Here is a 24,542-nt window from a genome sequence, read left to right as displayed (position 1 = left end):
AAGAGCTCCTTTCCGGCCGGGGGCGGCCGGTCGTCATCAGTGGTAGCGGCTGCTGCTGCCGTGCCATTCGAGGCAACCGGCCATCCAGCCCTGGGCGCCGCGCAGGAATCGCTGCAGTTCCACGGACGGAACGGCGGCGAGCTCGCGCTGGCTGGTCTCGAAGCCTTTGACGAAGTCGTTGTGCAGCGCGACGGCGCGTTCGGTGGCCTCGCGCGTGGAGCACTTCTCCTCGCCCGCGATGAGCAGGACGACGTTGGAGTCGGGCAGCTCGTCGGCCGCCTCCCGCGCGACGGAGTGGAGGTCGTTGACGATGACGCTGGCCGTGCCGGCCTGCATGAGCGCGGTGTGGAAGCGCCGGTCGTAGAACAGGTTGGCGGGCAGCTCGTAGGCGGCGACGACGTCGATGAGGGTCATGGAGGTGTAGAAGCTGTCGTGCTGCCGGGCCGCGAGGTAGCGCCAGACGGGCGGCGGGGTCTCCAGGTAGCGCCAGGCGGCGTAGGCGGTCCAGCTCACGTACATCTGGAAGGTGGTGTTGCAGGCCCGCATGACCTGCGACGGGGTGCCGTGGCGGGACAGGTGGCCGGTGGCCGAGCGCAGGGAGACCAGCACGGGGTCGGCCTCGATCGCCGCTTCGAGCTGCTCGGTGTACACGCCCGCGGGCGGGGGCGGGTCCATGGCCGACATGACGAGCGCGAGGCGCGGCGGCAGCTCGGTGGGGCTCGCGCCGAGGTCGGTCTCGTCGGCGTAGTAGTCGTCGGCCGCCCACCAGGCGGTGTTCATCTGCGCCGCGATCAGCAGCAGGTCGGGGTCGTCGCTGTCGGGGTGGGCGAGCATCGCCAGCCGGCCGAACCCGGTGGCGGCGAACTCGTCCATCCGCCCGGCGTGCAGGCCCACCTTCTCGGCCCACGCCACGAGCCGCCGGTCGACCTCCGCGCCGAGCGCCGGGTCGTCGCGGACCGTCTCGGGGCAGTAGAGCGGGGGGTAGGAGCCGTCGCCCCACTCCCGCTCGACATAAGGGATCGGGGCCGGGAGCTGCCTGAGGGCAGGGGGTGGAGCGGGGATCGGAAGGTGGAGCGCGGAGGTTCCGAGGCCGGTGGGGCCGGTCGGGAGCCGCGGGACCGCGGCGTACTGGGGCATGGCGCGCCTCTTCCCTGAGGAGGAGCAGGACATTACCGAAAGTAGTTATTCAGCTACTAAAAGTAGAGTAGCCAATCGGTAATGAGAGCCTTACCCTCCGGCGGGCGCACTCTGCCGGTCAGGGCCTTGTGTGCAGGCTTTCGAAGTCGTCGAGGCTCTTGCGGTAGAAGGCCAGGTCGTCCTCCAGCTTCGCCCGCGTCAGGCGCTGCGGCTCGGTCTCGCGCACGGTCCTGCCCAGGTCGCTCCAGAAGGCGTCGGGCGGCAGCTCGGCGGCCTGCGGCGGGAAGAACTTCAGCGCCTCGGCCACCGCGTCGGCGGCGAAGCGCCAGCCGGTCGCCACGGCGTCGTACCGCTCGGGGGAGGCCGGGCCGGCGGCGTAGAACAGGCCCTCCTCCAGGGCCCGGCTCGCGTACGTGGTGGCGATCAGCACCCACTGGCCGGGGTCGAGCAGCTCCGACAGGCCGGTGCCGAACGTCGCGCCGGTCTCCCTGGCCGCGCGCTCGGCCTCGACGGGGACCTCGACCTCCACGTCGCCGAGCCGCACCCGCAGGCTCCCGGCGTCCTGGTCGACGGTGGCGCCGCGCGAGGCGCCCGGCGTGCCGGAGTGGGCCACCAGGTCGATGTAGACGTACGCCTCGACGAGCGAGCGGCCCAGACCCTGCTCAGGCATACTCACCCGCCAGCGCCTGGTAGGTGTCGCGGACGACGAGCAGCCGGTCGAGCTGGAACCTGCCGGGCTCGGCCGCGCGCACCTCCTGCCCGCGTTCGGACCAGAACCCGTCGTCGGGCACCGCGTCCGCGCCCGCCGGCACGAACTTGACGACCTCCTCCACCGCCGCGGCGGCGATCCTCAGCGTGCGCAGGGCCTCGGCCCGGTCGGCCACCGGCACGTCGCTCGCCGTCAGGTCGGCCACCCACAACCACTCGCCCGCGTCGAGCAGCTCCGACGGCTCAGGGCCGCCGAACGTCGGGAACCCGGCGGGCATCACCGGACGCTCCGGCAGCCCGAACACGAACTCGCGCGGCGTGCCGCACTCCTCGCACGGGCCGAAGTACCGGTTGACCAGCTCGCCCTCGACGTCGACCAGCCCGTTGCGCCAGGTCGTGTCGGTGGACCCGCAGGCGCAGGGGTTGAGGTCGAGGTACAGGTGCGCCTCGTCCCTCGTCCGCGCCACCGCGAAAGCCATAGCCGTCCTCTCCTCGGGGTTCCCATGATGCCCGACGTCCCGCCTGTCACACCGCCACCGCCTCGGGGGCCGGCGTCACCAGCGGGGTGTCGTTCAGCCGGAGGCCGCACACGCACGGGCCGTCGGCCGGGCACACGCACTCGGCCTCGGGCGGGTTCCAGCCGGTCGTGTTCGCCGTCACGCGGATCCGGTCCAGGATCGCGGGCCAGTCGCGGGGGCGGCGACCGTCCGCCAGGGTGGCCAGCTCGGTGGCCACCTGCGGCGGAAGCAGCCGCAGGATCTCCGGACGGGCCCTGGTGACCAGGTCGAACAGCACGCCGAGGCGGCCAGGGCGCTGCCTGATGTTGGCCACGCGGGCCTGGCGCACCGCCTCGTGCAGCTCGGCCAGCTCCTGGCTGTCGGCCGGCGGCAGGCCCACCGCGCGGGCGACGGCGGCGGCGGCCGTCCCGGCGGCGGCCCGCTCGTTCGCGCCGATCGTGCGGGCCGGGTCCACCTCGTAGGTCAGCACGCCGGGGTGGGGCTCGCCGGACCCGGGCGGCCGGACGTCGACGGTGATGGGCGCCCGGCCGGGCAGCACGATGTCGAGCAGGCCAGGACCGTGGATCACGACGCGCGCGCCCATGAGGGCGGCGGCCCGTACGACGGCTCCCGCGGCGGCCGTCTCGGGGAGCGTCGCGTGCCCGCGGATCGCCGTGACGTGGGCCGGCGTGAGGTCGCCCGAGCGGGACAGCTCCACCAGCCTGGACGGCGCGCCCTGCCGGTCGCCGGTCAGCCCCAGCCGCCGGGCCTCCTCCTGGAGCGCCGCCCGTTCGGCGCGCGAGCGGATCGGGCCCGCCTCGGCGACCGCCCGTGCCAGCCCGCGCAGCCGGGCCAGCGCCGCCGCCTCGGCCGGACCGGGCCGCCCGGACTCCGCGGGACGGTTCTGCGCCGGACGGCCGGGGGCGGGGTCGCCCGAGAGTGTGGCGGCGTGGGCCGCGACGTGCTCGGCGACGGCCGTCGTGGCCCGGGAGCCGGCGTCGGCGGGCACCCGCAGCGTCAGGTGGCCGGGAGCGCCCGGCTCGACGGTCACCTCGGCCGCGCCGGGCGCGGCCTCGGCCAGCGTCAGCGTGAACTCGCCGCCGGTAGTGGTCACCGTGAACGTGTCCGCGGGCCCCACCTGCGGGGCCGCCCCGTTGACGGAACCGGCTCCCGGGGTGATGGCGGGCACGCCGGCGATCTCGGCCAGTTTGCCCAGGCCGGGCGGCGAGGTGTCCAGGCCGGTGGCCGAGCCGCCGTTGAGCAGACGGGCGATCCGGCTCTGCGGCTCGGGTGCGGCCGGCGCACGCGGCCCGGTGCCCCACGGCGGGGCCGGCGGGGTGTGGCCGCGCCGGCGGATGTCCTCGGCGACGGCGTCGATCGCCGCCGCCAGGCGTTCCCGCCGGGCCGGGTCGGTGGTGGCGTGCCACTTGTCGGACAGGTGGGCGTGCTCGTCCATGCGGGGGAGCAGGCACAGGTCGGTGCCCTCGGTCTGCTCGCCCTGTGGCGACGTCCTGAGCACGCCCTGCGGCATGCCGGCGGCCGCCGCGGTCGCCGCCTGGGTGACGTGCGAGAGGTCGTGGACCAGGACCGACGACACCAGGTCCGGATGCACGCGTCCCCAGATCCGCAGCAGGTGCGGATCCGCGGCCGTGCCCGCGCGCGGCACGGTGACCGCGTTCAGGCCCTCGCCCGGCTCGCCGACCTCCACGCGGACGTGCTGGTCGGGCGCGCCCGGCACCTGGACGGTCAGGACGTTCTCCCCGGTCCAGCCCACGTGGGCGGCGGCGCCGCCGAGGTCGACGGCGGACAGCGGCTGGCCGCGCAGCTCGTCCAGGCTCAGGTCGGGGACCCCTTCGGGGCGCGACGACCTGCTGAACGGCGTGTTCTCGATCGCCGGGGACGGCATCCCGGCGGCCGCCGTCGCGCCCTGCGCCACGCTGCCGCCCATCGGGTCCGGGTGCCCGGCGGTGGCCGGAGCCCCGGCGGGCCAGGCGGGCGGCGGGGCGGGCGCGGGAAGGGCGTCGAGGGCCCCGAGCGCGGCGTTGACCTGCTCGGTGAAGGTGCCGTCCGTGGCCGGGTTCATGAAGACGTCGCGCAGGTCGAGTCCGGCGCCGCGGGCCGCGTCCAGCAGGTCGGGCGCGAGGCCGGCGATCGACTCGGCGAAGCCGCCGTCCAGGGTCTCGCTGTACAGCGAGCCGTCGGGCATGACGCGGTAGCGGTGGAGGCCGTCGGCCTCCCGGATCGCCACCCGGGCGACCTCGCCGCGGTCGCGGGCGGCCAGGCGAGCCTCCTGGAGGGTCTGGATCGGGTTCTGGTTCGCGGAGGCGGGCACGAAGGTGAACGTCGCGGGCGGCGGGCCGTCGGCACGCGGCGGCCCGAGCCGTACGCCCGCCGCCATGCGCTCGCGCAGCTCCTCGATCTCCTCCCCGAACATGATCACGTCGACCTCGCCGGTCGAGGCGGACGGCAGGTGGACGGCGTCGCCGACCGGGTGCTCGTTGCCGTCGCGCAGCCGCGCCATGTACTGGAAGTCGAGGTCGTAGTCGACCCGGAAGCGTACGGTGTAGAGCTTGCCCTTCTCGAACATGCTGCGCTCGCGGCGCGCCCCGTGGTGGTCGCTGACGCTCTCGGACGTCTGCTCCCCGCCCTTGACACCGCCGTTGATGCCGGTCGACTTGTCCGACCCGTTGACGCCCCAGCCCAGCGGGGTCGTGTGCCCGCGGGAGACGGTCACGTTCTGGGCGTCGGCCTGGCGGTCGACCTGGCCCTTCTCCCCGTCGTACGGGCCGGCCACGATGGTCAGGTCGGACAGGCGGGCGTGAGCGGTGACCGTCACGCCCTGGTCCTTGAACTTCTGCCTGGACACCGGGACGATCGGCTCGCCGGAGGGGTCCGTCATCCGTTCGAACGCGGTCAGCAGCGCCGACGGCGCCAGCCGCCTGATCAGCTCGGGACGGCGTTCCTGCACCGCCGCCGCGCCCAGCATCTTGGTGAGCTGGGCGGTGACGACCTCGTACAGGCTGGGCTTGGCCGGGTTCTCCCACAACGACTCCGGGAAGAAGCCGGGATGCAGCTCGGCCTGCCGGGGGTCGGTGTTCATGACGACCGGCCCCGGATCCTCGGCGGCGGGCCTGGTCATGCCGGTCGGGATGCGCCGCACCAGCGTGGCGTCGTAGACGACCGGCGGCGTGGCGCGCGGCTTGCGCTGGAGCCTGTCGGCGGTCCTCTTGGCGCGGGCCGGGATCCTGCCTCCCCGTACGGGACGGCGCTCCACCTCGATGACGACCCGCATCTGCTGCTCCACCTGGGTCAGCCCGTTGAACAGGCCGACCCGCTGCAGCCGCGTGTTCTGGTGGTTGGTGGAGCCCGAGTACCCGCGTCCGCGGTCGGTGGACAGGCCGCCGCCCTGGCCGCCGGCCGGATCGCCGGTGGACGAGTCGAGACCGGCCGAATAGGACCCGTTGTACGACTCCGCATGCGTCTTGTCGGTGTACCGGTAGCGCTGGACGATCAGACCGGCCTGCGACGTCTGGCTGAGGAGCGTGGCCGAGCGCGGGTCGCCGACGGGTTCGAGGCGTACCCTGACCGTCACCTCCTCGGCCTGCGTCACCTGCGCGCCCTGCTGGACGTGGTAGCTGCGTTCGAAGCCCCGCGATGACCACATGTCGGCGACGTGGATCACCGCGGCGTCCTCGGAGAAGTCGACGTTCAGCTCTTCGCCGAGGGTGGGGCTCTCCTCCAGCGCCCCGGGCACGGCGTCCTGCACGGCGCGCCGGACCGCGTCGATCACGTCGACCGGGTCGCCGTTCTCGTCCGTCAGGGTCAGCGACTCGGTCGCGCTCGCGCCCACCGACCGGTCGTACGGCGCTGCGAGCACCACGTCCCTGGAGCGTTCGAGCTGCTCGGCGGCGTCGTCCAGGGCTTGGTCGAGCTTCTCCTGCGGGCTTCCGGGGGCGGGGGAGCCGAGGCCGGCGACCTCCTTGAGCTTGGTCAGCAGGGCCTGCGGGGTGTGGCGCTCGGTGTACTCGTTGGTGACCCCCGACTGCGCCATGTCCGTGACGTAGCGCTGCACCAGCGGGACCGCGATGCTCCGGTCGAGGGCCAGGCTGCCGTTGAGGAACCGTTCGACCGCGTCGCCGACCAGGTGGAGCGGCAGGTCGAGGTCGCCTTCCCCGTACATCAGCAGCGCGTCGTCCTCGCCGACCGCGAACAGCGCGGTGCCCGAGACGGTCTCCGTCCTGGGATCGCTGACGGTGATGCGCTCGCCGGTCGGCACCCCGTGCTCGGCGCTCTCGGAGCCGGTGAGGGTGAGATCGACGGTGCTGCGCAGCAGGTAGTGGCGGCCGAAGTTGATCACCAGTTCCTCGTCGCCCCAGATGTCCAGGAGCGAGGTGGACTCGGACGTGCCACCGGACCGGGAGGGCAGCGAGAGCGAGCCGCCGTCGCTGGTCGTGCCGCCGTCGTCGAGGTCGGAGGCGCTCGTCGACATCGCCGCGGACAGACCGGACGAGCCGCCCCACGAGATCCCCGCGCTGCCGATCCCGAACTTGATCTTGCCGGTGACGGGGTCGATGATGCCCAGCACCTCGGTCTCGCCGATCTCGCCGGACACCGACAACGACGAGCGCGTGGGGCCGCCGTTCGGCCGGATCGCGCCGTCCGTGGTGAACGGCTGGTTCAGCAGCTTCGGATGGCCGACCAGGTTGCGCACGTTCAGGAACGTCATGAGGTGCTGGAGGGCCACGGAGTCGGCGGTCGTGCCGCGTGGCAGCACCTGGCGGGCCGCGGCCAGGGGGCTGCCCACGTCCACGTGCAGCAACCGGGCGATGGACCTGAGCTTCGGGGACATCCGCCCGATCGGCGTGGGCGGCGTCTCCTTCGTCGACGGGAGCAGGTCGGCGGCGAAGACGAGCTGGGCCGAGCCCTCGGTGGTCGCGATCGTCGTCGTCGTGCCGTTGTGCAGCAGGTCGGCGGTCATCTTGTGGCCCAGCTTCAGGATCGCGACCGGGCCGTTGCTCTCCTCCAGGGTCACGATGTTGGTCGTGCCGCCGGCGCTGGAGCCCGCCGTACGGGTGCGGTTGCCGCCGCCGTTGACGCCGACCTCGTGCGTGAGGCCGTCGTGCCCCTTGTCCGGGCCGTCGCTCTCGCTGACCGACGCGCCGCCGCTGTACGTCCTGGACCTGCTGATGGCGCGGGCCGAGGTGTCGGAGCCGATGTCGAGGTTGACCACCGTCTGGGTGTCGGTGTGACCGACGTAGGTCACGTCCTTGAAGTCCTGCTGCAGCGACAGGCGCAGCATGAAGTGCTCGGGGGCGGCGTTGAGACCCTGCAGCGTCAGCTCGAGGACGATGCCGTCCTGAGCCAGGGAGTCGTAGGCGGCGCGGAGCCGCTGCTCCGACAGTTGCTCCATGAGCTCCTGCCGGTTGAGGATCTGGCTGGCGCGGGCGAGATCGTTGGTGGAGTACTCCGGCACGCCGTTCACGACCTTGGGGATGACCCCCCGCTTGGCCAGCTCCTCCAGGATCTTCTCCCGGAACTCCGCCAGCCCCTCGATCTCCTCCACCAGCGCCGGGCCCGCGCCGCGCATCTTCCCCGGCCCCTCGCCGAGCCATATGGGCAGCTCCGGCTTGCGGCCGGGCGGCGGGGCGGGGTCGGGGTCGCCGCGCAGGACCGGCACGCCGTTGGCGTCGATGACCGGCTGTCCGCCCTTGCGGACCAGCGCGGCGGTGTCCACGGGCAGGCCGAAATGGAAGGCGGCCTTCTCGCGCATGTCGGCCAGCACCGTGCTGCGCACCGGCGTCAACGTGACGGGCGGCTCACCGAACCGCTCCACGGTGAACGTGGTGACCACCACGAGCCGGTAGCTCTGCTTGTGGTGGGTCAGGCGGCGCACGCTGGGGTGGATCGCCTGCTTGTTGGCCGTGGCCGAGTACGACCGCGACGCCCCTCTCGCCCCGTTGGCCTTGGGGCCGATCGTGGGATGGTAGGCGCCGAGGTCCACGCCCTCCAACCCCGGAGCCTTGAACCCGGCCGAGGCGCTGCCTTCCAGCGAGGCGCCCGAGGACGCCCCCGCGGGCGTCGCGACGAAGTCGACCAGCACCTCCTCCTCCCACTCCTCGGAGGTCGAGCCGCCGACCGGCTGGGAGAGCTCCACCACGACCCGGCTCTCGGCGCGTACCCGGACCTGCGGTTTGCCGTCCTTGGTGAAGACGCGCTCCAGCCCTTCGTTGACCGCGGTCCGCAGGCTGGTGGGCAGGTTGTGGGTGACGAACCCGCGCAGCGCGTCGCGGGCCGGGGTGCCGACCTCGGCGTAGTCGCCGCCGAGCGCGTCCGCGAGCATGTCGACGGCGCCTTCCAGGTCGCTCATGCTCTGGACGATGACGTTGGGCATCTCCTTGCGGCGCTTGGCCCTGTCGATCCACTCCAGCTTGCGCGGCGTCTGGTCGGTGGCGGAGTGCGAGAACCACACCCGCTGGCTCGAGGAGTCGCCGGGAGCGCCGGAGTCGACCGTGACGGCGCCCCGCCAGTTCTCGTCCTGGCCGGTGCGGATCTCGGCCGTCCAGGTGGCGGCGGCGTCGAACAGCAGCGACTCGCTGCGGTTGTCGGAGACCGAGCCGTTCTGGGCGAACATGCCGGCTCCGCCGGTGTTCGACCAGTTGCGCCCGATCGAGGCGCCGAGGCCGACGCCCAGCAGTTGCGTCATCGTCCTGGCCACGTGGTCCTCGGGCATGAACTGGGCCAGGACGCTGGTGTCGAAGCCCATCGACAGCCCGCCGCTGCCCGCCTGGCTGACCGAGGCCATACGGCCGGCCTGGTGGAACAGGCCCACCATCATCTCCGACCCCTTGATGGTCGGGTCGAGCACCTCGACCAGGTCGGCGAGCGTCAGCTTGATGCGCACCTCGGCCGCCTCGCCGTGGTGCCCCACCTGCACGACGAGGCCGTCGGCGGAGACCACCTTGTGGAAGTCCGCCCGGATCGCCCTCTCCAGCTCGTGCGTCGTGAACCGGTGGCCGATGCCGTTGTCGGCCAGCAGGTCGTTGACGGCGGTGGTGAGGGCGGACACGTGGGCCAGCCGGCCCGTCGGCTGGGCCGCGGCCAGGTTGATCTCCTGGGGCAACGCGGCGGCCAGCGCGTCCAGGTACGCGGCGTGCTGCTGCAGGACCTGGTTGGCCAGCCGCTCGGCGACGGGCCGCATGCCGACCGGCCCGGCGGGCGCGCTCGGGTTCTCGATCTCGTTCAACGCCGTGAGCAACTGCTGGTACGTCTGCCGGGTCCGGGTCGCCTCGCGCAGCGCGACCTCGTACGCGTCGGCGATCCTGGTGTGCCGTTCCCGGGTGGCGCGATGGGTACGGCTCTCCTGCCGCGCCTTGCGCGCTCGCTCCGCGTGGCCCTGGTCGTGCTGCCTGTCAGCCTTCCGCGCCTCCTGACGCGCCTTGCGGATCGCCTCCTGGGCCTCCTCGGCGCTCTTCCGCTTCGCCGCGATCTGCTCCTGCAGCGCCTGCTCGGCCCGCTGCAGCGCGTCGATGACGGCCGGCAGCTCCTCGCGCGCCGGGCGGCCCTTCGGCACCGGCGGCGCGTGCGTGGGGCGGGACTCCTGCTTGGGGGCCCACGGCGGCGGCGGCGGGGTGTGGCCGCGCTCGCTGAGCTGGCGGGACACGCCGTCGATGTCGAGGGCGAGCAGCCGCTGCTCCTGCGGCGTCTGCGCGGCGTGCCACTGCTCGGCCAGGAACGCCAGCTCGTTGAGCTGGGCCTGGGCGCACATGTCCTGCGTGGGCTCGCTGGTCGCCGGCTTGCGGCGCAGGAAGCCCCGCCGCTTGGGGGCGGCGTCCTCCTGGAGCTTCTGCAGGGTGTCGGTGATCTCGTGCAGCCAGACCCGGGACAACTGGCTCGGGTTGACGCCGGGGGCGAAGTGCACGACGTGGGCGTGCTGCGCGTCCGCGCCCGTCGAGAGCTCGGTCTCGCCCATGAGATCTTCGCTCAGGCCGCCGATGACCGGGCGGAAGTGGTGGGTGCCGTTGTCGGTGCGGACGACGAGCGTGCTGCCGTCGGCCGACCAGGTGATCTCCTGCACGCCCTGGCCCGGGAAGTGGTCCGGGCGTACCGCGTCGGCTCCCGCACGTACCTCGTCGGGATTCAACTGGGTGCCCGGCCGGCCTTCGGTGACGTGCCGGGTGCCCGGCACCGGCCTCGACGTGACCCTGCCGGCCCCGGACCTGCGCCCGCCCGACCTGCGGCCCCCTCGCCTGCGCGGCCTCGACGTGGTCGTGCCCGGCCGGCTCGTGGGCGGCCGGCCCGGCTCCGACGCCTGGGCCATCAGCATCAGCGAGGTGGCCTCCACCCGCAGGTCCTCGGCATCGGTGACCTCTTCGGCGCGGGCGTCCAGGGCGGCGCGCACCCGTCGCATGGTCGCGGCGCGGATGAAGCTGACGCGGCCGTCGGGCAGCAGGATGAGCAGGTCGCCGTTCGGGGCCACGGCCGAGCGGGGGAAGTCCGTGGCGAGCGCGTCCATGAGCGCGGTACGCGCCCGGACGGTCGCCGGGACGGCCGCCGGGACGGTGGCGCCGTCGGGGACGTCGGCCGACATCGTGGAGGAGTCGTTCTCCGCCTGCGGCGCGACAGGCCCCTGCTGGGCGTCCTGCTGGGGTGCGGGCTGGGGCCGGCCGTTCTCCTGAGAGACCTGCTCGGGCCGGCCGTCCTGCCGCGGCGCCGGTTCCTGCTGGTCGGCCTGCTGGTCGCCCTGCTGGTCGGTCTGCTGGTCGGTCTGCTGGTCGGTCTGCTGGTCGGTCTGTTGGTCGCCCTGTTGGTCGGTCTGCTGGTCGGTCTGTTGGTCGTTCTGTGGGTTGGTCTGCTGGTTGTCCAGTTGGTTGGTCTGCTGGGCGTCCTGCCGCGGCGCCGGTTCCTGCTGGTCGTCCTGCTGGTCGTCCTGCAGGGTGTTCCGCTGGTCGTTCTGCCGGGTGTTCTGCTCCGGCGATGTGCGGTTGTTCCGGGACTGCGCGTCGGGGGACTGCGGCGTGGTCTCGTCGGCGTCGGCGCGCGGCTCGCGGTCGTCGTCCCGCTGCTGGTCGGTCCTCGGGGGCGCCTGGCGACGCGGGTTCGCGTCCGAATCGGGGGCGGGCGTGGCGGGCGTGCCGCGCCTGACGTCGTCGTTCTGGCTGGAGGAGGGCGCGCCGGAGTGTGTCGCCCCGGCGGGGACGACGGGCCCGCCGCCCGAGGGGGCCGGGCCGCCGGGCGGCGGGTTCCCGCCCCCGGCGTTGGGGTCGCCGCCACCCGCGCGGGCGGCGTCGGTACGGGCCGCGGTGTCGTAGGCCGAGGCCAGGGCGGTGACCGGGTGGGCCAGCGCGGTGACCACGTCGGTGTTGAACGGGCTCATCGACGTGACACGCCCCGCGGCGCCGAAGTAGGCGCCCGCAAGGGCCTCGGCCGTGAACGGGTTGTCCCACTGTCCGTACACCAGGCCGTTGGCGAGGAAGCTGCCGACCGGGGAGGCGATCATGTTGGTCACGCCGGTGGACATCACGCGGCCGGGGATGCCCGGCAGAGGCCGGGTGAGAAAGGAGACGGGCCCGGCCATGCCGGTGCCGACGAGCGCGCCGCTGCCGGCGCCGATGATCGCCGCCCGGGACTTCTTCCAGTCCCATTCCTTCCTGGTGCCCATCTGGATCTGCTGGTACTGGGCGCCGGCGTCGATGAAGAACTCCTCGCCGATCTCCTCGATCAGCTCCTTGCCGATCGCGGAGCCCAGCAGCCGGGCGATGACGCCGCGTCCGGTGGCGCCGCTGAGCGCGGCGACCCGGGCCAGCTTGCCGGCGCCCACCTCCCTGGCGCCGATCATGGCGAGCCGGACCAGGATCCTGCTGATGGCCGCGCGGGCCGCGGCCGCGTACGGCCCGATGATCGCCGTCGAGGAGCCGGCCGTGAAGAAGGCGACGAAGAGCGCGATGGCGATGGCGATGACCGTGACCCAGAAGGCCACGTTGACGGACAGCTTGGAGTACTGGGTCTCGACCGCGAAGTTGTCCGACTGGCCGAAGTAGTTCTGCGACTTGCCGGCCGTGCCCGCCATGCCGGCATTGTGGCCGAACAGGTACTTGGCGCGGGAGACGAAGTCCGCGCTGGCCGGCGAGGACCAGCCGGTCGCCACGGTCCGCACGGCCGAGCCGGCGCGCGGCGCGGTGGCGATCGCCCCGGCGGCGAGCGCGTGGTAGGCATGGGCGAGCTTGGACATCCCGCTCTCGCTCGCCTCCGGCCACTTCTGACCGGCCGACAACATCGGGATCAACCAGTTGACCACCCAGTCGGGCATCGTCTCGGTCTCCCAGACCGGCTCCACGTCCCGGTCGATGCGGACCGGGGGCGAGACGGTGGACACACCCGACGAATTCTGGGAAGTCGGCCCCTGGGGGCCGGTGGCGCTGTGCGTCACGCGTCAGACCTCTCGCGCTTTGAGGTCCTGCTCCATGGCGGCGTCCACGGCGAGGGTGTTGTCGATGCTCGCGCGCAGCCTGCCGCACGCGTCCAGCATCTGCTTGGAGAGGTCGACGCACTGGTTGAGCATGCGGTTGGGGCCGTCGTCGCGGAAATGGGACTCCTTGAACGCCTGGCCCTCCATGCCGTTGCCCCAGGGGGCGGCGGCCAGCGCCTCGACGACCGCGGCGACCAGCCGCTCGGACTCCTTCTCCCAGTCCTCGGCCATGGTGGTCCATTGGGAGATGCCCGAGTCCACGACGGGCTTGATGATCTGGGTGCCGTCCCAGGGCCTCATCGGGCGCCTCCCATGCGGTCGGCCAGCCGGGCCATGACGGTCTCGAGGTCGCCGCTCAGGTGCGCCTCGAAGTCCTCGCGCGGGATCACCGGCTCGAAGATCTCGGTGACGCGCTCCTGGGCGCGCTCGGCGGCCAGCCGGGTGGTCTCGGCGATGGTGTCGGCGAGCCGGCGGGCGTCGGGGCGGCGGTAGATGCGCGGGTCGAGGTCGAGCCGGATCAGCTCGCCGCGCGAGCCGACCGTCACCGACACCAGGCCGTCCTTCGAGGTCTCGGTCACCTGGACGGCCTTGGCCTGCTCGTGCAGCTCCATGCCCACGTCCTGGATCTGGCGGAACATGTCGCGCAGCTCGTCGCCGTATGCCCGCATCCCCGCCACGTCAGGAGAATCCATGACACCCCCGCCCCAATGCTGCGTGTTTCTTACGTCACATCCACCTTTCAGGTCAGTTTCTGTCACATGAACAACAGGAGACAAGAGCTAATCTTCAAAAAGGCCCATCTTGTGGACTTATCGCCACAACTTCCTCGCGAAGCTCGGTGATCTCCGTCCGCGGGGCCCACGCCCGGTACACCCCCCGCTCGACGCGCTCCAGCCCCAGCGCGAGCGCCGCGGGCGCGGAGCCGCCCAGGTATTCGAGCAGGAGCAGGCCGTCCCGCTCGTCGTGCACCTGGAACCGCTCGCCCCGCCACGTGCACTCCGTGGTCACGAACTGCAGGGACGCGCACTCGGTGAACGGCACCGTGCGGACGTGGCAGCCGGGCTCGACCTCCTCGAAGCCGTCGGCCGGGCCGGTGGTGCGCAGGCGCACCCACAGCTCCAGGGGGTGCGGCTCGGGGCTGGCCACGTAGTCGGCGCCCTGCCAGCGGGCGCGGTAGAAGTGCCAGCTCATGCCGCCTCCTTCCGGCCGATCAGCAGCCATCGCCGCAGGTCGCCGTGGTAGAGCGCACGCCGGTGCTCGGTGCCCTGGCGGGTGAGCTCCCAGATCTCCGCGCCGTGCGGCAGGCCGACGCCGTACACCTTGTACTCGCGGATGACCTGGTCGACGTTGGGCACCAGGCCCATGCCCACGAACGGCGGCTCCTCGACCACCCACCCGGCCACCGCGTCCCGGCCCTGCTCGTCGAGCCCGCCGTACGGGGTGCGGTAGAGGTCGAGGCCGACGGGGTGCCAGCGCAGGATGTTCAGCGAGCCGCTCTCGGTCAGCATGTCGGGCTGCCCCAGCGCGTCGGCCAGCACCGTGGGCGTGGCGATGTGCGAGACGTCGAGGGCGTGGTGGCAGTAGCCGGACACGCGCGGCTCGGCCGACGCCAGCAGGTCGCCGATGTCGGCCGGGGACAGCAGCTTCTGCACCACCGGCACCCCCGACCCGGGCGCGAGCCGCAGGTCCTGGACGAGCGTGGGCACCGCCAGCCTGGCCAGCGTCCCCGGCTCCAGCAGGAACGAGGCGCCGAGGCCGGGGTTGACCGCCAGGCCCCATCGCGGGTCCGGCCAGCCGGCCGCCAGCTCGGCGGGCGAGACGATCCGGCAGTGCGTGGCCAGGCCGCCGGTCGCGGTCACCATCGCCTCGACCGAGGTGAAGGCCAGCACCCACGTCCGGCCGGAGTCCGTGGCCGTCGCCCAGGCGGGCGGCTCGGTCCCGGCCGCCGCGGCGGCGGTGATCGGCAACGCCAGGTCGGCGTCGCGGAGCAGGCCCAGGCACAGGGCGGTCTGCCCGTCCTGTGCGGCCGCCCACAACTGTTCCTCGAACGGCGTGGCCGGCAGATGATCAGTGGACGTCATCCGCCCAGTGTGCCCGCTACACTTCCAGGCGCACGCCGTAGGCGGTCAGCCAGACGTTCAGATCCAGCGCCAGCTCCAGGCCGTACCTGCTCATCGTGGTCGTCACCTTCTCGGCCGGCGCGAAGGCGGCCTCGCGGACGGCGTCGGCGTCGAGCAGTTGCAGCACCGGGGCGTCCTTGTCGGCGGCCAGCTCGCGCAGCGCGTCCCGGAGCGCCTGCTCGTAGCCCACGTCCTGGGTCACCGGGTACGGGGCCTTGACCCGGCGCGCGATCGGCTCGGGCAGCAGGTCGGCCCCGGCCGCCCGCAGCAGGCTCTTCTCCCTGCCGTCGAACGTCTTCATCGACCAGGGCGTGTTGAACACGTAGTCGACCAGCCGGTGGTCGCAGAACGGCACGCGCACCTCCAGCCCGACGGCCATGCTCATCCGGTCCTTGCGGTCGAGCAGGAAGGGCAGGAACCGGGTGAGGTGCAGGTAGCAGATCTCGCGCATGCGCCGCTCGCGGGCGTCCTGCCCGGCCACGTGGGGCACCTCGGCCAGCGCCGTACGGTAGCCGTCGGCGGTGTAGGCGTCCAGGTCGAGCTGCCGGATCAGCGACTTGTCGAGTATGTCGGTCGGCTGCTGCTCGCGCATCACCATCGCCAGCCACGGGAAGGTGTCGGCCTCGACCGTCTGCGGCAGGTGGAACCAGGCGTACCCGCCGAAGATCTCGTCGGCGGACTCGCCGGACAGCGCCACGGTCGAATGTTCGCGGATGGCGCGGAACAGCATGTAGAGGGAGGAGTTCATGTCGCCCAGGAAGCTCGGCGCGTCCCAGGCCCGGACGACCGAGGCCCGCAGCCCGGGGTCGGCCAGCTCCGCCGGCCCGAGGACGATGTCGGTGTGCTCGGAGCCGACGTGCTCGGCCAGCATCCGCACGAACGGCCGGTCGGGGTCGCCGCGGTACTCGTCGGCCTGGAAGTGCTCGGCGTAACCGGCGTAGTCCACGGCGAAGGAGCGGATCGGGCCGTGCGTCCTGGCCAGCGCGGTGACGACGCTGGAGTCGAGGCCGCCGGACAGCAGCGTGCAGAGCGGCACGTCGGAGATCAGCTGCCGGCCGACGATGTCGTCGAGCAGCTCGCGCACCGTGCGTACGGTCGTGTCGAGGTCGTCGGTGTGCTCGCGGCCCTCCAGCGACCAGTAGCGGCGCAGCCGCGCGCCCTGCCGGCCCACGCGCAGCAGGTGGCCGGGCGGCAGCTCGCACATGCCCTTGTAGACCGACCGCTGCCGGACGGTGGCCATGCTGAGGAGCTGGCGCAGGCCGTCGATGTCGACCACGGGCGGGGCCAGCGGGTTGGCCAGGATCGCCTTGGGCTCGGAGCCGAACAGCACGCCGTTGGGCAGCGGGTAGTAGAACAGGGGCTTGATGCCCATGCGGTCGCGGATCAGCACGAGCTCCTGCGCGCGCTCGTCCCAGACGGCGAAGGCGTACATGCCGTTGATCCGGTCGGCGACGCCTTCTCCCCATTCCAGGTAGCCGCGCAGCACGACCTCGGTGTCGCTTCTGGTGCGGAAGCGGTGGCCCTTGGCGGCCAGCTCCTCGCGCAGCTCGCGGAAGTTGTAGACCTCGCCGCTGTAGGTGATGACGGCCAGGCCCTCGGCCTCGATCGGCATGTGGCCGCCCTCGACGTCGATGACGGCGAGCCGGCGGTTGCCGAGCGCGGCGTGCGGTTCGAGGTGCAGGCCCTGGTCGTCGGGGCCCCGGCAGCTCATGGTCGCGGTCATGGCGAGGGCGGTGGCCCGTTCGCTGGTCAGGTCGCGGTCGAAGTCCACCCATCCGGCGATGCCGCACATGCGAGGGTCCTCTCAGACGCAGTCCTGGTGGTGCTCCCCGGCGTCGTCTGACAACTTGGCTGACGCTCTCGCAACATAACCGCGCGGAGCTGATCGGTCCATACCCGATCGAATGCCCCTGAAAGCGGTCTGGGCCCGCACCCAGAGGAGGGTGCGGGCCCAGACACGGGCTGCGTGAGGTCAGGCGGGAACGATGTTCTCGGCCTGCGGGCCCTTCTGGCCCTGCACGACGTCGAAGGCCACCTTCTGGCCCTCGGTCAGCTCACGGTAGCCACCGTTGGAGACGATGTTGGAGTAGTGGGCGAAGACGTCGGCGCCGCCGCCGTCCTGCGCGATGAAGCCGAAGCCCTTTTCCGAGTTGAACCACTTCACGGTACCGGTAGCCATAACGATCTCCTTCAGATGACGTGCAGAGACGGGATCCGCACCGTGCGGATCCCCGTGTCGCCGCGATGAGCCCATCCCGGAGATGACCGGAAAACAAAAACGCACCTGAAAGTCCAGCTAGGTCAGGTGCGCACAAAGTCTTTTATGGGTACCACAACTGCAACGGGCTTAACGTTAGCACACGGTCTCCTCCGGAGGCAAACGCGGGGCGGTTCACCGCGGGTCGCGGCGCAGCGGATGGCCGGGCGGCACCTCCACCAGGACGATGCGATGGCCGTCGGGGTCGGCGATCCACATCTCGACCAGGCCCCACGGCTCCAGGCGCGGCTCGCGCAGCACCGTGACGCCCGCCTGCCGCAGGCGCTCCTCCTCGCGCCCGACGTCGCGCACCTGCAACCAGATCGACAGCGTGCCGCCGGTCGCGGGGCCGTCGGAACGCCCGGCGACCTCGAGGAACCCCTGGCCGAGGAAGAACACCACGCCGGGATCGTCGTCGGGGCCGAACTCGCGGTAGACCGCCAGGCCGAGGGTGTCGGCGTAGAAGCGGCGGGTCCGGGCGGGGTCGGTCGGCCGCAGGAGCACGCGGCTGCTCAGCACGTCCACGTGGTCATCGTAGGCCGCGGCGGGCGCAGCGACCCGGATCCGCCGGGCACGCGTCGTGGCCCCGGAACCCGTCATGGGGTTCCGGGGCCACGCATCCTGACGTGTCTGGCGGGACTCGGCTCACGCGGGCCCGTCAGGCGTTCGGGGGCTGGTCGCCGAGCCGGCGCTGGAGGTCGGCGATCTGCCGTTCCAGGTCCGCGACCTGCCCGGACCTGTTGTCCGCGGGCGGGCTGAACTGGCCGTAGCGCACGGACCTGGTCTGGTCGCCGCGGGGCTGGTCGTAGGACGGCTGGTCGTAGGAGGGCTGCTGGTGAGGGGGCTGGTGGAAGTGGGCGTCCGGAGCCGACCCGTACGGGCTCGCGGCGTGGCCGTTCGCGCCGTACCCGCCGGGGCCGTAGCCGTCGCCGCCGTGGCCGTACGGGCTCTGGGCCTGCTGCATCGGCTGCACCGGCGGCGAGAGCTGGGCCTGGGCCGCGGGGAGCTGCTGCCACGGGGGCGGCGGCACCGCGCCGTACCCGGGCTGGGGCGAGACGATGGCCGGCTGGGGCCGCCGGCGTCCGCGCAGGACCTTCACCACGACCGCGACGAGCACCAGGAGCAGCAGCACGCCGCCGGCGATCAGCACCCACATGAGGATCGGCTTGGGCGTCTCGTCCTTGCCCGCGGAGATCGCCTGCTGGGAGTCGCTGATGTACTTGGCCACGTACGGGTGGTTCGGGAACAGCGCCTGGACCTCGCGGAACTTCGGCAGCGCGTCGGAGTAGTAGTGCCGGAAGAAGTCGTTGAGCGCCTCGTTGTACCGGGTCGTCGTGACGGCTTGGGCGGGCTTGACGTTCTTCTCGCCGAGCTTCTCCTTGATGATGCCGACCGGCAGGACGAAGCTCTCGCTCTCCGACGCCTCGCCGCCCTCGCTCACCGTGCCCGCGATCAGCATGCCGACGACCTTGCCGTCCTTGCTGAACACCGGCCCGCCGGAGTTGCCGTGGTAGGACGGCGCCTGCGTCTGGATGTAGGGCACGCCGGTCTGCGTGGTGCGCTTGGCGTTGTACGGGCCCTCGGTCAGCGCCGGCTCCAGCTTCGACTCCAGGCTGAAGAACGGCGTGTTGGTGACCAGACCGGGGAAGCCGCTGATGTAGAGCGTGTCACCGGTGCGCACGTCGGCGTCCTCGCCGAGCGGCACGGTCGGCAGGTTCTGCTGGCCGTTCACCTTGAGCAGCGCGAAGTCCTTGCCCGGGTAGCTCTCGCCCACCGACACCAGCTCCGCCGGGACCGCCTTGGCCGTCTTGTCCACCCCGCCGCCGGGCAGGCTCTGCATGACCGACAGGCTCTGCTTGAGGTTGCTGAGCTGCATGTGGCTGGAGTTGAAGGTGACGTAGATCTGCTGGGCGAGCTTGAGGATCTCCTCGTCGTTCCTGAGGTCGCCCAGGCCCTTGATGATCTCCTTGGCGTCCTGCTTGTTGAACTTGGCCAGCGCCTGCTGGGCGAAGAGCTGGCTGAGCTCGGTCTCGCCGACCTGGACGCAGTGGGCGCCGGTGACCATGTAGCCGTCGGGGGTGACCCACCAGCCGGTGCACATGCCGCCGACCTCGGCCTCGACCGTACGCATCGGCGTGGTCGAGGACACGTAGGTGTCCACGTTGGCGGCGATCTGCTGGAAGACCCACTTGCCGATGCTGCGCTCGTCCGAGGAGATCTTGCCGGACTGAACGGCGGCGACGGCCTCCTGGACGATCTGGTTGTAGGCCGCCTCGTTGATCGTGTTGGACGGGACGGACACCGTCGCCGTGTAGGTGAAGCTGGTCAGCTGCACCGCGGGCTGCGTACGCGCCGCCAGCCAGGTGCCGACCGGGACGTCGGGCCGCTCGTCGGGGGCGCCGTCGGCGGCCGCCGGCAGCGCGGGCAGCATGACCGTCGCGACGACCGCCGCACCCGCGGCGACCCTCATCAGCCTTTTCCTGAAATATCCGCTCACAGGCGGAAATGATGAGTCAGCCCTCTTGTTCCTGGCTTGGAGCCGACTGGGAGCCCCCTCCAAGCCCTGCCCGAACCGGCCCTCCCGAGCCCCCGCGCTCGCCGCTCACGGCGGCCTCGCCACGCTCCCCGTTCGCCGCGAGCGGTTCCTCCGCCGCGCTCGCGGCGGAGGAGGGAGCGGGCGGTCAGGGCGCCGAAGGGCCGGTGATCACGGTGAGGTCGGCGTCGAAGTCGCGGTCGAGGGGGAAGACCGGCCGGACCAGGCGCTCGTACGGCAGGCGCTGCAGGTCCTGGTCGACCCCGCCCGGCGTGAGCGCCAGCAGCCAGTCGCCCGCCGCGTCGAACAACTCCGGCTCCAGGTACCCGATCTTGACCGTCACCAGGTCGACGTCGTCCACCTGGACGCCCAGCCGGGCGTAGGAGGCCAGCTCGCGGTACTGCATGCGCCGGGAGGTGACGAACACGCTCAGACCGCCCACCCGCACGCTGACGCACAACCCGCCGTCGGGGTCGTCGGCGACCGCCTCCAGCACGCCCTCGATCGGCAGCGGCCCCGGCTCGCGGGCGTCGATCCGGCCCCCGACGCGCAGGCTGACCGGCGAACCGGGCGCGAGACCGGCGACCTCGGCCACGGCCTCGGGATCGACCAGCGAGGCGTACACCGCGCGGACCGAGCCGCCGGCGATCTCGGGACGGGCCAGCATGCGTTCGAGGGCGAAGGTGACGTCGTCGGCGCCGCCCGCGCCGGGGTTGTCGCCCGAGTCGCTGATGAAGAACGGACGCCGGGCCGGGTCCTTGACCGCGATCAGCGCCTGGTCGAGGCATTCGTCCATGGAACCGGTGGGCGCGACGAAGGTGAAGGCGTCGCGCGCCGCCCAGAACTGCTCGCCCAGCTCGCGGGCGGCCGCGGCGGTGGCGGCGGCGTCGGTGCCGGTGGCGACGACCGCGCCGCGGCAGCGGGGCTCGTCGGCCCAGGCGAAGCCGATCCAGATGGCCGCGTCGATGACGCCGTCCCTGGCCTCGATCTCGGGGACGCGGGCGTACAGGCCCTTGGCCGGCTCGACGCGCGTGCTGGTCATCTCGCCCGGCAGCAGGATCGGCACGTGCACGAGGGCCTTGTGCGGACGCTGCCCGCGGCGCAGGGCCGCCACCAGGTTGCGCGCGGCGCGCTCGCGGGTCTCCCAGACGTCGACGTGCGGGGCGGTGCGGTAGCAGGTGAGCAGGTCGCAGCCGGCGAAGAACCGGTGGGAGACGTTGCCGTGCAGGTCCATGGCCGCCGAGACGAACGGCTGGCCGCCGGTCACCGAGCGGACCACCGTGATCAGGTCGCCCTCGGCGTCCTCCAGCCCGACCACGCTCATCGCGCCGTGGATGTCGAGCAGGACGCCGTCCACGGGGCCCGCGGCGGCCAGCCCGGCGGCGATCTCGGCCGCCCAGGCGTCGTAGGTCTCCCTGGCCACGGCCCCGCCGGGCAGGGCGCGGGCGTGCACGAGCGGGATCCACTCGACGTCGGCCGCCCACGGCTCGGCGAGCCAGCCGTACCGCGCCAGCAGGGCGTCACCGCGGGTGACCTCGAAGTCGGCGGCGGTGCTCAGGTGCGGGGAGAAGGTGCTGGACTCGATGTGCACGCCGCCGACGGCGACGCGGAGGGGACGGGACACGGGCGGGGGACTCCTTGCCTAGGAGGGACGGACGTCGGCCGAGGCGCGCACGAGGTGCCCGAGGCCGATCAGGGCGGCGTCCGGGCCGGCGGCGCTGGCCTCGATGGACAGTGACTGGGTCATGGACGGCAGGCAGCGCTTGTAGAGCATGCTCCGGGCGGCGGCCACGTAGACGTCGAGGCTGGACAGCGCGCCGCCGATGACGACGGCGTCGGGGTTGAGGAAGTTGACCAGGCCGGACAGGGCGACCCCGAGCAGCTCGCCGGCGTGGCGCACCAGGGTCACGACGGACGGCTCGGCGTCGACGGTGGCGGCGACGACGTCGCGCGGCGTGCTGACCCGCAGGCCGCGGTCCTTGAGCTGGCGGACCAGGGCGGCGCCGCTGGCCACCGTCTCCAGGCAGCCGCGGCTGCCGCAGGAGCACTCGCGCTCGCCGCTGTCGGCCACCCGCACGTGGGTGACGTCGCCGCTGAGGCCGCGGCCGCCGCGGTAGATCTGGCCGCCGCTGACCAGGCAGCCGCCGATGCCGGTGCCGGCCTTGACGTAGATCATGTCGCCGGGGTCGCGGCCCCGGCTGACGTACTCGCCGATGGCGGCGGCCTTGGCGTCGTTGTCGACGACCGCGGGCACGCCGAAGCGCTCCCTCAGGTGGGTCTGGGCGTCGAAGCCGTTCCAGCCGGGCATCCGGGCCGGGCCGATCAGCCGGCCGTGCGGGTACTCGACCGGGCCGGGCAGCGCGAGGCCGATGCCGAGCAACGTCTGGCCGGGGGCGTTGGCCGTGCTGAGCTGCTCGTAGGCCCGCCAGATGGCGTCGAAGACCTGGCCGGGCCCTTCCGCTATGTCGGTGGCGATCTCCCGTACGGCCAGCAGCCGGCCGTCGGGCGCGCACAGCCCCACGCGCGCGTGCTGGGCGCCCAGCTCGGACACCGCGAAGGCGCCAGGGACGTCGCGCAGCCGCAGGATCCGCGGCCGCCGCCCGCCGGTGGAGCGGCCGACGCCCTCCTCCAGGATCGCGCCCTCCTCCAGCAGCCGCCGGACCACGCTGGAGACCGTGGACGGAGCCACCTGGAGGGTCTCCACGAGATCGGCGCGCGACGTCGCCGCACCGCTGGCCAGGAGGCTGAGCGCCTGCTCACGCAGGTTGGCGGGACTCGATGGCTCCGGCATGCCGCTCCTCTTTCAGGCCGGTTCCCCGGCAGGCCCGTCGTCGCAACAGAGCCCCATCATGAGGCACCGGCGACTTCGACTCTAAACCGAAACAAGTCGGCGAACAAAGCGCATTAGTTCCGTTGACTTCGTGCGGGACCATCTATACATTCTCCGCATCGAACGCACCAGGCCCCCCGGTAAGCGCAGGGCGCCGTGCGACGTCAACCGAGGAGATCCCATGGGGAGCAGATTCCACCGGCGCGGGCTCCGCGGCACCGGCGCCCTGGCGGGCGTGCTGGCCCTCGGGCTGGCGCTGACCGCGTGCAGCGGGTCCGCCGGCGGCGCGCAGAAGGGCGCCCAGAGCGGGGGCCAGAGCAAGGACGGCGTGACCGTCGCCCTCAGGACCCCGAACTGGATCCTGCCGATCTCGGCACCCGGCTTCACCCAGGGCGAGAACGTCATCTTCGGCTCCGCCCAGTACCGTCACCTGTACGAGTACCTGCTGGACGGCTCGGCGAAGTACAACATCGACCCCGGGCGCTCGATGGCCGAACCGCCCGAGGTGAGCGACGGCGGCAAGACGCTGACGATCACGCTGAAGGACAACACGTGGTCCGACGGCAAGCCCGTCACCACCCGTGACATCCAGTTCTGGTGGAATCTCGTCACCGCGAACAAGGACAAGTGGGCGTCCTACCGGGAGGGCGGCTTCCCGGACAACATCGCCGCGTTCAAGGTGAAGGACGACAAGACCTTCTCCTTGACGACCACGAAGACGTACAACACCGGGTGGTTCGTCGGCAACCAGCTCAACCGCATCGTGCCGCTGCCCCAGCACGTCTGGGACAAGGACTCGGCCACCGGCAAGGTGGGCGACCTCGACACCACCCCCGAGGGCGCCAGGAAGGTCTTCGACTTCCTCACCGCCGCGTCGAAGGACCCCAAGACGTACGCGACCAACGAGCTGTGGCAGGTCAACAGCGGCCCGTGGAAGCTGGAGAAGTACGTGCCGAACGGCGAGGTCGTCCTCACCGCCCGCGCGAACTACTCCGGCAGCGACAAGCCGAAGCTCAAGTCGGTCACGCTGCGCCCCTTCACCAGCGACGACGCCGAGTTCAACGTGCTGCGCGCCGGCCAGATCGACTACGGCTACGTGCCGCCGGCCAACCTGTCGCAGCAGAAGTACCTGGAGTCGAAGGGATACCAGATCGCCCCCTGGTACGGCTGGTCCATCACCTACCTCCAGCTCAACTTCAACAACCCCGAGTCAGGCCCCCTGTTCAAGCAGCTCTACCTGCGCCAGGCCCTGCAGTCGCTCATCGACCAGCCGACCATCAGCAAGGCCATCTGGTCCGGCATGGCGGCCCCGACCTGTGGCCCCGTCCCGGCCAAGCCCGGCACGAACGGCTCCAGCGAAGGCTGCGCCTACCCCTTCGACCCGGCCAAGGCCAAGCAGCTCCTGGAGAGCCACGGCTGGCAGGTGACCCCCGACGGCCAGACGACCTGCCAGAAGCCGGGCACGGGCGCCGACCAGTGCGGCGAGGGCGTGAAGTCCGGCGCGAAGCTGGCCTTCACCGTCACCAGCCAGACCGGCTTCGCCGCGACGACCAAGATGTTCGCCGAGATCAAGTCGCAGATGTCCAAGCTGGGCATCCAGCTCACCATCAAGGAAGTGCCGGACTCGGTCGCGGTCACCCCGGCGTGCAAGTCCTCGGACTCCAACTGCTCGTGGGACATGTCGTTCTTCGGCTCGCAGGGCAGCTGGTACTACCCGGCCTTCCCCAGCGGTGAGCGGCTGTTCGCCACCGGCGCCCCGGTCAACCTGGGCAGCTACAGCGACCCCGAGGCCGACAAGCTCATCGAGGCCACCCAGTTCGCCGACGACGAGGCGACGCTCAAGGCGTACAACGACCGGCTGGCCCAGGACCTGCCGGTGCTCTGGATGCCGAACCCCGTGTACCAGATCTCGGCGTACCGCGCCGGGCTCCAGGGGGTCACGCAGGACCCGATGAACAACATGTTCTTCCAGGACTGGTCCTGGAAGAGCTGAGA

Annotated in this window: 15 protein-coding genes; 1 reads left to right on the top strand and 14 read right to left on the bottom strand. The window is 72.2% G+C overall.

Annotation, left to right across the window (positions count from 1 at the left end):
• Positions 1 to 36: 36 nt before the first annotated feature.
• The 14 genes from AB0J76_RS40665 to AB0J76_RS40600 all read right to left on the bottom strand — a co-directional run bounded on the left by AB0J76_RS40665 (position 37) and on the right by AB0J76_RS40600 (position 22,508).
• The gene (locus tag AB0J76_RS40665; protein WP_352320562.1) at positions 37 to 1,137 is read right to left on the bottom strand and encodes a family 2 encapsulin nanocompartment cargo protein terpene cyclase; all 1,101 of its coding nucleotides are present in this window, start codon (positions 1,135 to 1,137) and stop codon (positions 37 to 39) included.
• A gap of 118 nt (positions 1,138 to 1,255) precedes the next feature.
• Positions 1,256 to 1,807 carry a hypothetical protein gene (locus tag AB0J76_RS40660; protein WP_352320560.1) on the bottom strand — a complete coding sequence of 184 codons (552 nt, stop codon included), beginning with the start codon at positions 1,805 to 1,807 and terminating at the stop codon, positions 1,256 to 1,258.
• Entirely contained in the window at positions 1,800 to 2,324 is a 525-nt protein-coding gene (locus tag AB0J76_RS40655; RefSeq protein ID WP_352320558.1) for a hypothetical protein, read from the bottom strand. Before AB0J76_RS40655 ends, AB0J76_RS40660 begins: the two co-directional genes overlap by 8 nt.
• A 46-nt stretch (positions 2,325 to 2,370) precedes the next feature.
• Positions 2,371 to 12,714, bottom strand: coding sequence for a hypothetical protein (locus AB0J76_RS40650; RefSeq protein ID WP_352320556.1), 10,344 nt, complete (start codon positions 12,712 to 12,714; stop codon positions 2,371 to 2,373).
• Between the two features lie 57 nt (positions 12,715 to 12,771).
• On the bottom strand, positions 12,772 to 13,107 hold the full coding sequence (locus AB0J76_RS40645; protein ID WP_352320554.1) for a hypothetical protein: 336 nt from the start codon (positions 13,105 to 13,107) through the stop codon (positions 12,772 to 12,774).
• Positions 13,104 to 13,499, bottom strand: coding sequence for a YbaB/EbfC family nucleoid-associated protein (locus tag AB0J76_RS40640; protein ID WP_352320552.1), 396 nt, complete (start codon positions 13,497 to 13,499; stop codon positions 13,104 to 13,106). The genes AB0J76_RS40645 and AB0J76_RS40640 overlap by 4 nt, the downstream gene beginning before the upstream one ends.
• A 94-nt stretch (positions 13,500 to 13,593) precedes the next feature.
• Entirely contained in the window at positions 13,594 to 13,998 is a 405-nt protein-coding gene (locus AB0J76_RS40635; RefSeq protein ID WP_352320550.1) for a hypothetical protein, read from the bottom strand.
• Positions 13,995 to 14,888, bottom strand: a complete 894-nt coding sequence (locus AB0J76_RS40630) for an SseB family protein (protein WP_352320548.1) — start codon at positions 14,886 to 14,888, stop codon at positions 13,995 to 13,997. Before AB0J76_RS40630 ends, AB0J76_RS40635 begins: the two co-directional genes overlap by 4 nt.
• A gap of 16 nt (positions 14,889 to 14,904) precedes the next feature.
• On the bottom strand, positions 14,905 to 16,719 hold the full coding sequence (gene asnB / locus AB0J76_RS40625) for an asparagine synthase (glutamine-hydrolyzing) (protein ID WP_352320546.1): 1,815 nt from the start codon (positions 16,717 to 16,719) through the stop codon (positions 14,905 to 14,907).
• Between the two features lie 180 nt (positions 16,720 to 16,899).
• On the bottom strand, positions 16,900 to 17,106 hold the full coding sequence (locus AB0J76_RS40620) for a cold-shock protein (RefSeq protein ID WP_055509312.1): 207 nt from the start codon (positions 17,104 to 17,106) through the stop codon (positions 16,900 to 16,902).
• A 213-nt stretch (positions 17,107 to 17,319) separates the two neighbouring features.
• Positions 17,320 to 17,709, bottom strand: a complete 390-nt coding sequence (locus AB0J76_RS40615) for a VOC family protein (protein WP_352320544.1) — start codon at positions 17,707 to 17,709, stop codon at positions 17,320 to 17,322.
• 133 nt (positions 17,710 to 17,842) lie between these two features.
• A complete protein-coding gene (locus AB0J76_RS40610) occupies positions 17,843 to 19,654 on the bottom strand; it encodes a trypsin-like peptidase domain-containing protein (RefSeq protein ID WP_352320542.1) in 1,812 nt (603 codons plus the stop codon).
• Positions 19,655 to 19,865: 211 nt separating this feature from the next.
• The gene (locus AB0J76_RS40605; RefSeq protein ID WP_352324115.1) at positions 19,866 to 21,341 is read right to left on the bottom strand and encodes a M81 family metallopeptidase; all 1,476 of its coding nucleotides are present in this window, start codon (positions 21,339 to 21,341) and stop codon (positions 19,866 to 19,868) included.
• 18 nt (positions 21,342 to 21,359) lie between these two features.
• Positions 21,360 to 22,508 carry an ROK family transcriptional regulator gene (locus tag AB0J76_RS40600; protein ID WP_352324116.1) on the bottom strand — a complete coding sequence of 383 codons (1,149 nt, stop codon included), beginning with the start codon at positions 22,506 to 22,508 and terminating at the stop codon, positions 21,360 to 21,362.
• Between the two features lie 220 nt (positions 22,509 to 22,728).
• Between AB0J76_RS40600 and AB0J76_RS40595 the strand changes: the two genes are divergently transcribed.
• Complete coding sequence (locus AB0J76_RS40595; protein ID WP_352324117.1) at positions 22,729 to 24,540, top strand: peptide ABC transporter substrate-binding protein; 1,812 nt, start codon at positions 22,729 to 22,731, stop codon at positions 24,538 to 24,540.
• Positions 24,541 to 24,542: the final 2 nt, after the last annotated feature.

It is taken from the genome of Nonomuraea sp. NPDC049624, from assembly GCF_040675255.1.
Lineage (GTDB): Bacteria > Actinomycetota > Actinomycetes > Streptosporangiales > Streptosporangiaceae > Nonomuraea.
This window is presented reverse-complemented; position numbering and strand designations above follow the sequence as displayed.